At 39.5% G+C, this 13,576-nt stretch carries 13 protein-coding genes; all 13 read left to right on the forward strand.

The window, feature by feature from the left end; genetic code table 11:
- The first annotated feature begins 26 nt into the window (after nt 1-26).
- The 13 genes from ACSLUR_RS16900 (at nt 27) to ACSLUR_RS16960 (ending at nt 13,573) form a co-directional block, all read left to right on the forward strand.
- A complete protein-coding gene (locus tag ACSLUR_RS16900; RefSeq protein ID WP_448556489.1) occupies nt 27-2,279 on the forward strand; it encodes a GNAT family N-acetyltransferase in 2,253 nt (750 codons plus the stop codon).
- A gap of 33 nt (nt 2,280-2,312) precedes the next feature.
- The gene (locus tag ACSLUR_RS16905) at nt 2,313-2,555 is read left to right on the forward strand and encodes an acyl carrier protein (RefSeq protein ID WP_448556491.1); all 243 of its coding nucleotides are present in this window, start codon (nt 2,313-2,315) and stop codon (nt 2,553-2,555) included.
- 201 nt (nt 2,556-2,756) lie between these two features.
- Nucleotides 2,757-4,322, forward strand: coding sequence for a DUF6798 domain-containing protein (locus ACSLUR_RS16910; RefSeq protein ID WP_448556493.1), 1,566 nt, complete (start codon nt 2,757-2,759; stop codon nt 4,320-4,322).
- Between the two features lie 154 nt (nt 4,323-4,476).
- Nucleotides 4,477-5,427 carry a glycosyltransferase family 2 protein gene (locus ACSLUR_RS16915; protein WP_448556496.1) on the forward strand — a complete coding sequence of 317 codons (951 nt, stop codon included), beginning with the start codon at nt 4,477-4,479 and terminating at the stop codon, nt 5,425-5,427.
- The gene (locus tag ACSLUR_RS16920; protein ID WP_448556498.1) at nt 5,417-6,343 is read left to right on the forward strand and encodes a glycoside hydrolase family protein; all 927 of its coding nucleotides are present in this window, start codon (nt 5,417-5,419) and stop codon (nt 6,341-6,343) included. Before ACSLUR_RS16915 ends, ACSLUR_RS16920 begins: the two co-directional genes overlap by 11 nt.
- 5 nt (nt 6,344-6,348) lie before the next feature.
- Nucleotides 6,349-7,551 (forward strand): ATP-grasp domain-containing protein, encoded by a 1,203-nt coding sequence (locus ACSLUR_RS16925; protein WP_448556500.1) that lies wholly within the window; start codon nt 6,349-6,351, stop codon nt 7,549-7,551.
- On the forward strand, nt 7,538-8,368 hold the full coding sequence (locus tag ACSLUR_RS16930) for an amidohydrolase family protein (protein WP_448556502.1): 831 nt from the start codon (nt 7,538-7,540) through the stop codon (nt 8,366-8,368). The genes ACSLUR_RS16925 and ACSLUR_RS16930 overlap by 14 nt, the downstream gene beginning before the upstream one ends.
- Nucleotides 8,369-8,491: 123 nt before the next feature.
- Nucleotides 8,492-8,803: an EamA family transporter gene (locus ACSLUR_RS16935; RefSeq protein WP_448556504.1), complete on the forward strand. Its 312-nt coding sequence runs from the start codon at nt 8,492-8,494 to the stop codon at nt 8,801-8,803.
- Between the two features lie 19 nt (nt 8,804-8,822).
- Nucleotides 8,823-9,884, forward strand: coding sequence for a dTDP-glucose 4,6-dehydratase (gene rfbB / locus ACSLUR_RS16940; RefSeq protein WP_448556506.1), 1,062 nt, complete (start codon nt 8,823-8,825; stop codon nt 9,882-9,884).
- Between the two features lie 19 nt (nt 9,885-9,903).
- Nucleotides 9,904-10,776 carry a glucose-1-phosphate thymidylyltransferase RfbA gene (gene rfbA / locus ACSLUR_RS16945; protein ID WP_448556508.1) on the forward strand — a complete coding sequence of 291 codons (873 nt, stop codon included), beginning with the start codon at nt 9,904-9,906 and terminating at the stop codon, nt 10,774-10,776.
- 20 nt (nt 10,777-10,796) lie between these two features.
- Entirely contained in the window at nt 10,797-11,948 is a 1,152-nt protein-coding gene (rffA, locus tag ACSLUR_RS16950; protein ID WP_448556510.1) for a dTDP-4-amino-4,6-dideoxygalactose transaminase, read from the forward strand.
- Between the two features lie 6 nt (nt 11,949-11,954).
- Entirely contained in the window at nt 11,955-12,752 is a 798-nt protein-coding gene (locus ACSLUR_RS16955; RefSeq protein ID WP_448556512.1) for an alpha/beta hydrolase family protein, read from the forward strand.
- The gene (locus tag ACSLUR_RS16960) at nt 12,752-13,573 is read left to right on the forward strand and encodes a hydrolase 1, exosortase A system-associated (protein ID WP_448556514.1); all 822 of its coding nucleotides are present in this window, start codon (nt 12,752-12,754) and stop codon (nt 13,571-13,573) included. Before ACSLUR_RS16955 ends, ACSLUR_RS16960 begins: the two co-directional genes overlap by 1 nt.
- Nucleotides 13,574-13,576: the final 3 nt, after the last annotated feature.

Genomic DNA, 13,576 nt, shown 5'->3' on the forward strand with positions numbered 1-13,576 from the left:
GTGTGGTTAGGGATAACAATAATTAGATGACAAATATTCACCCTCCAATAGCCTTAATCATAGGCCTTTGCAGCCATGGGCTAGCAATGGCGAGAGCACTTGCTAGCGCGGGCATTGAAGTTCATGCATTTGAAGCGAACTCAAAATTACCTGGTTCGGCTACTAATATTGCTAAGGTTCACTTTATCCGCAATATTAAATCAGATTCGCTGGTTGACGATCTTATACGCTTTAGAGCCGCGTTTGAACATTCTAGAGAAATAGTGCTATTTCCTACCAATGACAATAACGTAAAAATTATTGCTCAGCACATTACTCAGTTAAGCCCTCACTTTTTGTTGTCTTGGTGGGGGTGTGCTGATCAGGTACTGTCACTTTTACTCAAGAGCAATATTGAAACAAGGTGCAAAGAGGTTGGATTAAATTATCCACAGTCTTTTGTAGTGAGAGAAACATCAGATGTCGCTCAAGTTGGACAGAAATTTGAGTTTCCTATCATTGCAAAGCCTGTAAATCCTCAATCAGGCTTTAAGGCGATTAAATGTAAAGATATCAATGAACTCAGCCAATTACTGGAAACCTATCAAGCTGATTTACCCATTATTGTGCAGCACTGGATCTCGGGAACCGATGAAGATCTGTATTTTGGCGCTTTATACTTAGCTGATGGGGATGTTCAAACAGAGTTTGTCGGCAAGAAGCTTGAGTCATTCCCGCCTGCAATGGGGCAAACAACAGTCGCTGTAACTACCAATAACGATACAGTTATGGCAATCACTAAGTCATTTTTTGATGGCTTGAATATGTCAGGTCCTGTTTCACTAGAGTTAAAGAAAGATCGACAAGGAAGGTACTGGGTAATTGAGCCAACAGTTGGCCGCACAGATTTTTGGGTCGGGCTATGCATAGCGTCGGGGTGCAATTTACTGCTTGCAGAATATCAACATGCAACGGGGCAAGTTGTTTCAGATTTTTCCCCGAAAAAAAGCGTTATTTGGTTTGATAGCGAGCGAGATATAACCGCTTTCCCAAGACATCTTTCGATGTATATACCATTCTTCGGTAAAGGCTTTTCAACTGCCTTTTCATATTTGCAATATGGCGATTTAGCCCCTTTTAATGTTGCCGCAAAGAAATTAATTACTCGAGTTAAATATAAAATAGCTAAGCGGATCGGTTTCCAGCCTGAATTTAAGAATGTTTCTGACTATCACACCTTCGAAGTTAATAATGTAGATCTTTTGCCAGAAGACTTTAAGGATCTGTTGGATAGCCAATCAGAGTTAACGTTATTTAACAGCGCAGCATGGTATACCACCTTTTGCCAGCAAGTTGCAGACAAGCAGGGCGAAGTTAAATTTTACTGCATGGTTAATCAGCAAAACGAAGCTGTAGCAGTCATGCCGATGTGGCGTAATAAGAAAAAGTTAGCATTAACACTGAACATTAACGTTATAACTAGCTTAACTAATTATTATACCCCTTGTTACCGTATCGCTATTGATGAAAATAAAGTGCAAGCTAGCATCGCGTTAGAGTATCTGGTTGCTCAGCTTAATAGTATTAAGGAGTCTTGGCACTTAATTGACTTTTTCCCGTTGAAAAGCGATTTACTTGAAGCGATAGCAAATAACTCAAAGCGTAAGGGAAGTTATTTTTTTCCATATTGGATGACTAAGAATTATTACCAGTATATTAATGGGTCCTACCAAGATTACTTTACAGGGTTACCGAGCAGAGTAAAAAATACAATCAAGCGAAAGAAGAAACAGCTTGATAGTAAAACTGATTGGGATATCAAAATTGTTGATAGCAGCAAGGAAATTGAGTCTTATATTAATAAATACCATGCTGTTTATAACAATAGCTGGAAAAAGCATGAACCTTATCCAGAATTTATCAGTGCACTCATCCGTACTTCAGCTATTAATGGGCAACTGAGGCTAGGTGTTCTAACCATCGATAATGAGCCCGCAGCAACTCAATTGTGGTTGGTAGAAAACTCAAATGCATACATATACAAGCTGGCTTATGATAACAAATACAAAATGTTATCACCTGGCACAGTTTTAACGGCAGCTATGTTTGAGCGTGTGATTGATGTAGATAAGGTTGAAAAAATAGACTTTCTTACTGGCAATGATGCTTTCAAGAGAGACTGGATGTCGCAATCTAAAAATCTTTTTGGCATACAAATAATTAACCCTAAAAGCATAGTAGGGTGTTATCTTTTAGCAAAGAATAGGGCTTCGCAAATTAGAAAAAAGGTCTGTTCTTAGTCGTATCTAAAAATAAGTTAGAGAATAATAACTATGGCGTTAATTGATGAATTAAAAGAACTATTAAAAGAAACTTTACAGCTAGAGGAGGTTGAAAGCTGGGAGGCCGAAACGCAAGTATTAGGCGCTATTCCAGAATTTGATTCGATGGCAATTGTCACTACATTGACCATGATTGAAGATAACTACGGTATCTTAATCGAGGATGATGAGGTTAGTGCGGAAGTTTTTGAAACATTGGGCAGTATCGAGAGCTTTGTGCAGTCTAAATTATGATTGTAATAAACTTACTGTATAAATATATTGGATAACGGAAACATAATTAGTTTGGCAGAATTACACTAACCAACTTTCTTCACATATAAGTGTTTTTGCTTTTGTGTTAAGAGCACATAATGTTTGATCACTCATATTGTAGTTTTGCTATCAAACTAGAATGTGAGTGTTTGACGAGAAGTATTGCAATAAAGGGATTTTATGAACAATCAAATAGTTAATGTTGTACTTGTCCCAATTCTTTGTATTGCTGCATTCCTTACAAGTCAATTTTTACTTGGCAGTAATGCGTCAAATTTAGGATCAAATGAGGCTGTATATTTTGTTAATGCAATAAAACTAATAGATAACCAACTTTTCCTAAACGATTGGACAATCAGTAATACAAGCAATGCCTTTGGTTATATTTTCTCTATCTTCCTATCAATAATACTTTTCTTCAGTAATGATTTAGAAAGTGCGGCATTGATTGCTCGATTTATTCAGCAATCATTTGTAGTTTGTTGTTTTTTGTATCTTGCTCGAACCCTGAATGTCCCTCTAGTTATTGCTGGGGGAGCGTTGATATTTTTTATATTTGATCAAGACTTAGCAGCAGGTGCATGGGTATTTAGAGGTGCAGAACAAAAGGTATTTGCATACGGTTTTGTCTTTCTGAGCTTGGCCTTTGTAAATGAAAGCAAATTTAAATTGGCAGGTTTAGCCGCTGGTTTAGCATTTATTTCTCACGTCATTGTTGGTGGATGGTCTGCGTTAGTGCTTGGAGCTTTGCTTTTGTTTCGAGTGAAAAGAGAGAGTTGGCAGCCGTTACTTAAATTTGCTTATACCTCACTACCGTTTGCAGTATTTGTCGTTATTTTATTACTTTCTAACGGGCCAAGTGCCACCCATGCAGGCGCAGATACTATAGACGTTGCTCGCTCTCTAGTGGAGTTTAGAAATCCCCATCATTTAGATCCTTCTTTTTTTCTTGACCTTAAATCGCTTCTGATAATTTTTCTTTTGGGCGGTGCACTGCTTGCTCTTAAGTTTACCGCATCAAATACACAGTATCAGTCGTTCCAACTGTTGCTCTCATTCACTTTGGGGCTTTGGGTCATATTCATAATTGGAGTGGCAGCTAAGTATTTCAATATCTATGAGCTGCTAATCATTTATCCTTTTAGGCTTTTTGATTCTTTGTTTCTGCTTTTTAGTACCTTACTTATCGGCTATGTGCTTTATCAAATAATTTTTATAAGAGAGTTTATCAATAAGCGCTTGATTGCCATTAGTGCTGGAATAGTCTTATTGATATGGTCCCCTCTGGGTCTAAACAAGCTAAAGCTTTTGTACTGGAAAACACTCAGCCTTCAAAATAAGACTGATGTGGTAGATGTAAATTCACAATCCAAGGAAATGATGAATTGGATTAAGTTACACACAGACAAGCAAGACATCTTCATTGTTAACCCTTGTAAAGGGAATTTTTGGGTTGAATCCAATCGAGGCATGATAGTCAATTATAAACTCACGCCAGTGGGGGGAAATTACTCTGAGTGGCTTGCAAGACTAAAAGCTCTCAACAATGGTGAAGATTTCTCTTCTGTTGGCTTTAAAGTGTGTAGAGAAATTGACAATAACTATAACGAAATGTCTCATGATAAATTTATCGAACTAGCAAAAAGATATAGTGCAAAGTATTTATTACTAGACGAGGTGCGCACTGATTGGCATCAACAGCCAGATATCGTTTTTGGACGTAATGCCCTCTACAAGCTGCAGTAGGAAAATGGCTCAGTACTTGGGGTACAGATACTTTTGCAACACTGAAAAATTACAAAATTTTTTATTAAAATTGAATGTTTATGGTTTAAAAAGCACTTCATTAATTTGTAGTGTCGTTTATCAAATAATAAGGATTAGTACCTAAGGAAGCGCAGTGTTTAAAATATCTATTGTTGTACCCGTTTTTGGCTCTCCAGACTCACTTCGCCCATTGTATGAAAGGGTTGCTAAGGTCATGACTAGCAATAATTGGGCGTATGAACTGATTATGGTTAATGATAGTTGTCCACACAATTCATGGCAGCACATTCGCGCCCTATGTGACCATGACCAAAGTGTTAAAGGCGTTAATCTGAGTAGAAACTTTGGTCAGCACTATGCCATATCTGCCGGGTTGGCTGAAGCATCGGGTGACGTAGCCATTGTAATGGATTGCGACTTGCAAGACCGTCCAGAAGAGATCCCCAAGCTTGTTAATGCTATGTCAGATGAAAACGACATAGTTTTTGGTCGCTCAACAATTCGGGGTAAAGAAAGCTTCCTTACCCAAATTACATCAAAAGCATTCTATAAAATATTTTCTGTTCTAACTGAAAACCGAGATTTTTCTTTTAATGTAAGCTTTGTCGCCATGTCTAGAAAAGCATACACAGCAATCAATCAGTTAGAAGAAAATAAGCGCTTATTTTTAGGGTTATTACAATATGTAGGCTTTCGCTATGTTGTTGTTGATGTGGAGCATGATGAAAGATTTGAGGGAGAAAGTAGCTATAACTTTTTTTCCCGCCTGGCGATGGCGTTTAGAGGTATTACTAATAGTTCAACCAAGCTACTAAGAGCAGGAATCGGTATCGGCATGTTGTCATCATTTTCTTCATTCGTTTATGGTGTTTATTTGATTTATACAAAGCTAATGTACGACGCAACCATTCCCGGTTGGACGAGCTCGATTGTATCAACATTTTTTGTTGGTGGTGTTGTAATGGTGCTAATTGGTATTTTGGGGCTTTATATTGAAGTTATCTTTTGGGAAGTAAAGAATCGCCCAGCATATTTTGTTAAGGAAAAAAGAAACCTTAATGGAGCTGTAAAGAATGTTAGGTAATAAGTGGCGGCGCCTAGGTCGGCTTATTGAGCCTAATAAAGATATATGGTGGATGACCCACTTCTGTGGACCCACCTTCGCGTCAGTTAATGAAGACGGTATCGAATTATATGTGGTTGGCAGGGATGAGCATGGAATTTCCAGAATAGGAGTTGCTTTGTTAGATAAAAGTGATCCTAGTCAAGTGCTCAATATTTCAGCTGAACCTGTTTTTGATGTGGGAGAGGTTGGTTGCTTTGATGAAAGTGGAGTTTCATACCCATGGATAGTTTGTGATGGCGAAAGAAAAAAACTCTATTACGGTGGCTGGCAAGCTGGAGGGATTGGAGGTTTCCAAGTCAATATTGGCGAAGCGATTTATGACAAGGCGACAAAACAATTTAAACGAGTCAGTCGAGCACCAATATTACCTCGTATAGATGAAGAACCGATTTGCACTGGCTCATTAAGTGTTCATAGGACTAGTACAAAATGGGTGATGTATTATACCTGCTTCGAGCGATGGGAAAAAATGTCCAATGGTTCATACAAGCACTTTTATCAATTAAAGGTTTGCTATTCAGAAGATGGGGTCAACTGGCAACGGCCAGGTAAAGTTATCACTCCATTCACGGGTGCCAATGAGCATGTTATTTGCAAGCCTATGTTGATTAAAGAGCACAATACAATGCGAATGTGGGTTTCATATAGAGGTGATTTTTATCGAATAGGCTATGCCGAATCTGAAGATGGTGAACATTGGACGCGCAAAGACCAAGAGTTCCAATGGCATGAATCAACGCCCGCTATAAAAGGTTTTGATGATGTTATGCAAGAATATGCATTTATTTTTGATGCTGGTGGGCACAGATATATGACTTACAACGGTAATGGGTATGGCAAGACCGGCGTTGGCTTAGCTATTTTAGATGAGTAATGGCCATGGAAAAAGTTATTTTTGTAATCACTGGTGGACAATGGCAAGTGCCGATTATTAGAGAATGCCAGTTATTGGGTTACAAGGTATTGAACACTAATTTATATAGCCACACTCCAGGAGCTCAGGTAGCTGATTTTTTCGTTGAAGCAGATGTAAAAGATGTTGATAAAAATCTAGAAGTAGCTAAGCAGTATAAGCCATGTGCTGTACTAACAGATCAGTCGGATATAGCTGTTGTGACAGTCGCTCACGTGGCTGAGCAACAGAAGCTGCCTGGTATTGGTATTGAATGCGCTTTAAGGTTTACAGACAAATTGCTGATGCGTCAATTAGCAAGTGAAATAGGTGTTCCTTGCCCGCCCTTTTATGAACTCAAACAATATGAACCGCTAGAAAGAATAGTAAAAGAAATTGGCTTTCCTTTAGTCGTGAAACCGAGATCAAGCCAAGGGAGTCGAGGCGTTACAATAGTACACTCTGAAAGTGAGTTAAGAGGTGCAGTAAAGCATGCTTTTGCCGCAAGCTTCGAGCAACAAAGTATACTGATTGAAGGTTTTATTGACGGCACAGAATACACGGTCGAGGGCTTTAAAGACCACACAAAGCACCATAGCTTAGCGATCTCACAGAAACAAGGCTATTCATCCTGCCCCACTGTATCTGAACATATCCTTTATAAACAAGAGTTTAAAGGTATAGATGTTTACGCGCTTAAGGAACAAAACGATAAATTAGTTGAGGCTTTGGGGTTGCCATTTGGCATTACGCATGCTGAGTACAAGTATGTCAATGGAACCTTTTATCTCATCGAAATTGCTGCTCGTGGCGGTGGTAATAATATTTCCTCTCACTTGGCCAAAGGAATGAGTGGCATCAATCTAAATCAATATCTTGTCAGGTATGCGTTGGGCGAAACTCCTTTAATCAACTCTTGCGATATAAAGTTGCAAAAATGCCAAGTTATGAAACTTGTTTGGCTAAAATTCACAGCAGGAAAGGTGATACAAAGAACGTCGCCTAACAAAATTCTGGAGATAGAAGGGGTTATTGATTTCAATTACAATTTTGAGCTAGGAGATGAACTAGTTGCTATTACAGATGATACAACACGCCATGGTCACGTAATTATCAAAGCCCAAGACGAAGAGCAATTAGACAATATCGTTTCTGAAGTGCAAAAGGAGATTTGTATTGAATATCAATGATGTACCTTTGTTTGATTGTCTTACTCATCCTATGCCAAATGGCAACTGGATGCATACCGCATATGATGGAAAAAACTCTATACAAGTTTTGTTAGAAAGTATGGAACGAGCCAATGTCAAATGGGCTTTGGCCGTAGGCATGGGAACTGATATTGGCGGATATAAAGAAGCGACTTATGCTGATTTTGTTCGCAGCCATTCTGAGAAACTTTTTCCTATTGCCTATTTGGATGTAATGGCTGTTAAGGATTATTCTACGGCAAGCTTATCTGCTTACTTTAAATCACTTAAGAAGGCTGGTTATGTTGGTATTAAGATGCATCCTAGGCTTGGTAAGTTCTCACTGTGTGATGAATTCTTAGTTACTGCGATTCGGCTTGCTGTCGATCACAAACTTTGCCCTATGTTGTGCACATATTGCTGGGAGAACTCCCCAAGAGCACATTTAAGTCACCCGTATGCGATGATGGATTTGCTTAACAAACTAGATAACGTACCGATTATTCTGGTCCATGCTGGTGGCGTTCACCTATTACAATATATTGAAATAGCCCGTGCTTTTAGCAATGTGCTATTGGATCTTTCGCTTACTCTTTGCAAGTATGAAGGCTCATCCATTGATCAAGATATTCGTTTTGCATTTAGTTTGTTTGATCGACGGATATGTGTCGGCTCAGATGGGCCTGAATACAGTGCTGAAAAGATGAGAGCGAGGTTTAACCTCTTTACTGAAGGATTGTCTGAAGATAAAGTGAACAATGTCGGTTATTTAAATTTACAAAAGTTTATCCATAATTTGTCTGGAATCAGCTTCTAATTTAAGCAAAGTTATAAAACAGCTTATTAATATCTAATTGGGCAGGGATTTAAATTGGCATATTTGTATATAGTAGGCTGTATTTTTTTTACGGTTTATGGGCAGCTAGTTTTAAAGTGGCGTATGAATTTAAATGGAGATTTGCCTGAAAATCTCTTCGATAAAGCCGTCTACTTAATCAAGCTGATTGTTTTTGACCCATTTATTCTAAGTGGTTTTTTATCAGCTTTTATTGCTAGCTTATTTTGGATGGCGGCAATGACTAAGTTTTCACTCAGTTTTGCTTACCCATTTATGAGCACCGCTTTTGTTATCGTAATGATATTTTCTGTATTACTATTTGGTGAGTCACTGAACATACATAAACTAGTAGGTACAGGATTGATTGTTCTAGGAATCGTGGTCTTAAGTCAAGGTTATAAAGTCTTGGATTAGCGTATTATAAACAGGGAGTATGATGGCTACTATTTTGGTTACAGGTGGGGCGGGTTTTATTGGTTCAGCTGTTATTCGGTATCTAATTGAAAGTACAGACCATACTGTTGTTAACCTTGATAAGTTAACATATGCGGGCAATTTAGAGTCTTTGAGCAAGGTTGAGGGTAACTCCCGATATAACTTTGTAAAAATGGATATTTGTGATGCCGAAAAATTAGGTGTTGTATTCGAAGAATATCAGCCAGCAATCGTCATGCACCTTGCCGCAGAAAGCCATGTTGATAGGTCAATAGATGGACCTGCAGAATTTATCCAAACCAATATTGTTGGAACTTATACACTTTTAGAGGCTGCGCGCAACTATTGGCAAGGGCTGAGTAATTCGCTCCAACACTCTTTTAAATTTCACCATATTTCAACTGATGAAGTATACGGTGATCTCGCAGACGGGAGTTATTTCACAGAGTCCACAGCTTATCAGCCTAGCTCTCCTTACTCCGCCAGCAAAGCTTCTTCAGATCACCTTGTCAGGGCTTGGCATCGAACCTATGATTTACCAATAGTTATCACGAATTGCTCCAATAACTATGGCCCTTATCATTTTCCTGAAAAGCTTATTCCACTGACGATATTGAATGCGCTTGAAGGTAAACCATTGCCTATTTATGGGGACGGAAAGCAGATCAGAGATTGGCTGTTTGTCGAAGATCATGCTCAGGCTTTAGTCAAAGTTGCCACTGAAGGTTTAATTGGGGAAACCTATAACATTGGCGGTTTCAATGAGAAAGCAAACATTGAAGTCGTGCAGTTTATTTGTCAATTACTTGAAGAAATGGCGCCAGAAAAGCCAGCAGGAATAGGGGCTTATAGTGAACTTATTACCTTTGTTGCTGACCGCCCTGGCCATGATTTGCGTTATGCTATCGACGCATCAAAAATAGCCAATGCTCTTGATTGGCAGCCTCATGAAACGTTTGAAACAGGTATGAAGAAAACCGTCGCATGGTATCTAGACAACCTTGAATGGTGCGAACGTGTTCAAGATGGTTCGTATCAAAGACAACGACTGGGCATCTAATTAGACAGGGAGCTTTGGAATGAAAGGAATTATTCTTGCAGGTGGAAGTGGTTCAAGGTTAAGTCCAATTACGATTGGTGTATCTAAACAGTTAATACCCGTTTACGACAAGCCGATGATCTACTACCCGTTATCAGTACTCATGTTGGCTGGGATAAAAGACGTTTTGATTATTTCAACGCCAGCGGACTTACCTCGTTTTAAAGACTTGCTCGGCGATGGTAGCCGCTTCGGTGTGAAGTTTAACTATAAGGTACAAGCAAAACCGGATGGCATTGCTCAAGCATTTATTTTAGCCGAAGAGTTTATTGAGCAAGACAGGGTCTGTTTAATTTTGGGCGATAATATTTTTTATGGCCAAGGCTTTTCGGAAAAGCTTGTGGAGGCAACACAAAGGACAGATGGTGCAACTGTGTTTGGTTACAACGTTAAAGATCCGGAACGATTTGGTGTTGTCGAGTTCGACCAAACAATGAAAGCGAAGTCGATAGAAGAAAAACCGACAAAACCTAAATCTAATTGGGCGGTCACTGGATTGTATTTTTACGACAATAAAGTGGTTGATATTGCAAAGTCGTTAACCCCGTCCGCACGTGGTGAGTTAGAAATTACAGATATTAATAAAGTGTACTTAGAAACTGACGATTTAAATGTATCCTTGTTAGGACGAGGGTTTGCATGGCTGGATACAGGCACACAAGACAGCTTACTTGACGCTAGTCAGTTTGTGCAAACTGTTGAGCGTCGCCAAGGCTTTAAAATTGCCTGCCCAGAAGAGATTGCTTATCGCAATGGTTGGCTATCTAAAGAAGATGTTATCAGTTATGGTCAAGCAATGAAGAATTCCCCATACGGTCAATATCTAATTGATATTGTTCATCGTGAGTACTAGTTTCAAGGGCGACAGTTAACGTGGTTGAGAAAACAATAAAGTTTAACGAACCTTTTATTTCTGAAAAGGAACAAAAGTACGTTGCCCAAGCGTTAGCTAGAGGGGAGCTTGCTGGTGATAAAAGCTTTACGCACAAGTGTCAGCAATTGATGCAACAGAGATTCGGAGCTCAAAGGGTACTGTTAACGACTTCTTGCACATCAGCGCTAGAAATGGCAGCAATTCTATGTGACATTCAAGCTGGCGACGAAGTAATAATGCCAAGTTTTACTTTTGTATCTACTGCTAATGCCTTTCTCTTACGTGGTGCAAAGCTTAAGTTTATTGATATCAGACCTGACACGTTAAACATGGATGAGAGCAAGATAATTGAGGCGATAACAACGCGCACCAAGGCTATTGTTCCAGTTCACTATGGCAGTACAATTTGCGAAATGAATGAAATTAATCGTATTGCTAAGGCATATGGTTTGTATGTCATAGAGGATGCTGCACAAGCTGTCGACACTGCTTATCACGGAAAATATGCGGGGACTATTGGCGATGCCGGGGCTTATAGTTTTCATGAAACGAAAAATTTTGTAGCAGGCGAAGCTGGTGCTTTGGTGATAAACCGTGAAGACTGGTTGGAACGAGCAGAGGTTATTAGAGAAAAGGGCACTAATCGATCGCAATTTTTCCGTGGTCAAGTGGATAAGTATACTTGGGTCGATATTGGCTCTTCATATGTACCCTCAGATCTATTAGCGGCCTTATTATTTGGACAATTAGAGTCCATGGAAAGTATTACGAGCAAACGAGCTTTGCTTGCAGATGCTTATTTAACTGGCTTAGCCTCAATAATAGAGGCTGAGAAAGTTAAATTGCCTGTGTTACCTGAACACTGCTCCAATAATCATCATATGTTTCCTTTGATATGCCAAAGCGAAGCTATCCGAAATGAATTATTGGAGTATTTAGAATTAAACCAAGTCAAAGCAACTTTTCATTATATGCCATTGCACAACTCCCCTTATGCTAAGCAGCAAGGCTTTTATCAAGGTCCTTTACCGATAACCGAAAGGGTATCCTCGACACTAATTCGGCTGCCAATGCACCCTAATTTAACAGTAAATGATGTAGCCCATATTACAAAGTTAATTACATGCTTTTATGATGCCCCACATAGTTAGTTAAGAATGATGTTACAAGGCCACTTTATACCGTCTATTAAAGGCAGAGTTTTCGTTAGTCAGTTTGGAAATCAAAAAGGAGATACTGCGGTTTTATGTTTGCCCTCGATCGTTGAGGAGCTCAACCTTTCTCGGGCTGTATTAGCAAAACAGTGCCAAGCTTATGCCGCGCAAGGACTTGACAGTTTTATCCTTGATTACTTCGGAACGGGTGATAGTGAAGGCGAGTTCGAAGAGAGTTCTCTTGATGATTGGCGAGAGGATATTTTAGTTGTTGGTAAATGGCTTCAATCTCTTGGCTACAAAGAACTTATCCTGCTAGGAGTAAGGGTGGGTGCCATGCTGCTTGGGGCCAATCAGAAGGCTATTCATGAGCGGCTACCCGTTTCTGGGCAGATACTTTGGAAACCTGTCACTAATGGCAAGATATTCGTCAGCCAATTGATTAGGGTTAAGCAAGCTAATCAAATGATGAATAGCGACACTGACAAAGTGAATTGGCGTAATGAAATACTTGCGGGTAAAGATGTTGAAGTGGCTGGTTATGTTCTAACAAAAGCATTTATTGAAGAAATGGAAGCTATTACAATTTTGCCTGAGCATGAATGGCAAAGCCCGGTCAGTTGGCTGGAATTGGCAAGTGAGAACGTAATGCCAGCAACGAAAAAGTTTGTTGAAGCAAGTGATGCTATTTCTGTTCATACAATGCAAACACCACCTTTTTGGCAAGTGCCAGAAATTTTTGATCTGCCTGAGCTATCTGCGTTAGGCGTATTACTCACCGAAAAATTGCTAAGGAAGTAATGGAATACGCTTATACTTTTTCCACCAATAACCAACAATTACTGTCAATTATTCATGCTGGCGAGGAACGCAACGAGACAGGCGTTTTGATTGTTGTAGGTGGGCCACAATATAGAGTCGGCAGTCATCGCCAGTTTGTCCAACTAGCTAGAAGCTTGGCACGAAGTGGTTATACTACCATGCGTTTCGATTACACTGGGATGGGAGACTCGCAGGGTAAAAAAGCTGAATTTGATAGCATAAACGATGATATTAATGCCGCGATAAATGCATTGTTAGCGCAGCAGCCTCAGTTAAAAAAAATTGTCATTTGGGGGCTTTGTGACGCAGCATCTGCGGCATTGATTTATGCCCATCAAGACCCACGTATTGCCGGTATAGTACTTCTTAATCCGTGGCTTAAAAGTGAGCAAGCAAAGGGTAAGGCAATGTTGAAGTTTTATTATCTGCAGCGTTTATTGTCAAAAGAGTTTTGGCGAAAGTTGTTAGCTGGCCAAGTTAATGTTTCAGCTAGTGCACGAGAAGTTAGAAGCTTTGCTAAAGATAGTGTGACAAAAAGTAAATCAAATGAATTGAGTTATCAGCAGCGAATGGTAAAGGGCTTGAAACAGTATCAGGGAAAGGTGCTGTTGATCCTAAGTGGCAAAGACCTAACGGCAAAAGAATTTGAACAACAAGCATTCACGCATAAAGACTGGAAAAAAATAAAATCAACCCACTGTGTTACGCAAAGGCTTGCATCATCTGACCATACGTTTTCAACGAGAGAATGGAAGCGACAAGTGGAAAACTATACGGTCGAGTTTTTGGATACGATTTGATTG

The sequence above is a fragment of the Thalassotalea montiporae genome (genome assembly GCF_053485855.1).

Excerpts from the sequence above, each read along its gene's own strand:
- rfbA (WP_448556508.1), top strand. The coding sequence starts at position 9,904 with ATGAAAGGAATTATTCTTGCAGGTGGAAGTGGTTCAAGGTTAAGTCCA.
- rfbB (WP_448556506.1), top strand. The coding sequence starts at position 8,823 with ATGATGGCTACTATTTTGGTTACAGGTGGGGCGGGTTTTATTGGTTCA.
- ACSLUR_RS16920 (WP_448556498.1), top strand. The coding sequence starts at position 5,417 with ATGTTAGGTAATAAGTGGCGGCGCCTAGGTCGGCTTATTGAGCCTAAT.
- ACSLUR_RS16905 (WP_448556491.1), top strand. The coding sequence starts at position 2,313 with ATGGCGTTAATTGATGAATTAAAAGAACTATTAAAAGAAACTTTACAG.
- ACSLUR_RS16935 (WP_448556504.1), top strand. The coding sequence starts at position 8,492 with ATGAATTTAAATGGAGATTTGCCTGAAAATCTCTTCGATAAAGCCGTC.
- ACSLUR_RS16960 (WP_448556514.1), top strand. The coding sequence starts at position 12,752 with ATGGAATACGCTTATACTTTTTCCACCAATAACCAACAATTACTGTCA.
- ACSLUR_RS16925 (WP_448556500.1), top strand. The coding sequence starts at position 6,349 with ATGGAAAAAGTTATTTTTGTAATCACTGGTGGACAATGGCAAGTGCCG.
- ACSLUR_RS16910 (WP_448556493.1), top strand. The coding sequence starts at position 2,757 with ATGAACAATCAAATAGTTAATGTTGTACTTGTCCCAATTCTTTGTATT.
- ACSLUR_RS16900 (WP_448556489.1), top strand. The coding sequence starts at position 27 with ATGACAAATATTCACCCTCCAATAGCCTTAATCATAGGCCTTTGCAGC.
- ACSLUR_RS16955 (WP_448556512.1), top strand. The coding sequence starts at position 11,955 with ATGATGTTACAAGGCCACTTTATACCGTCTATTAAAGGCAGAGTTTTC.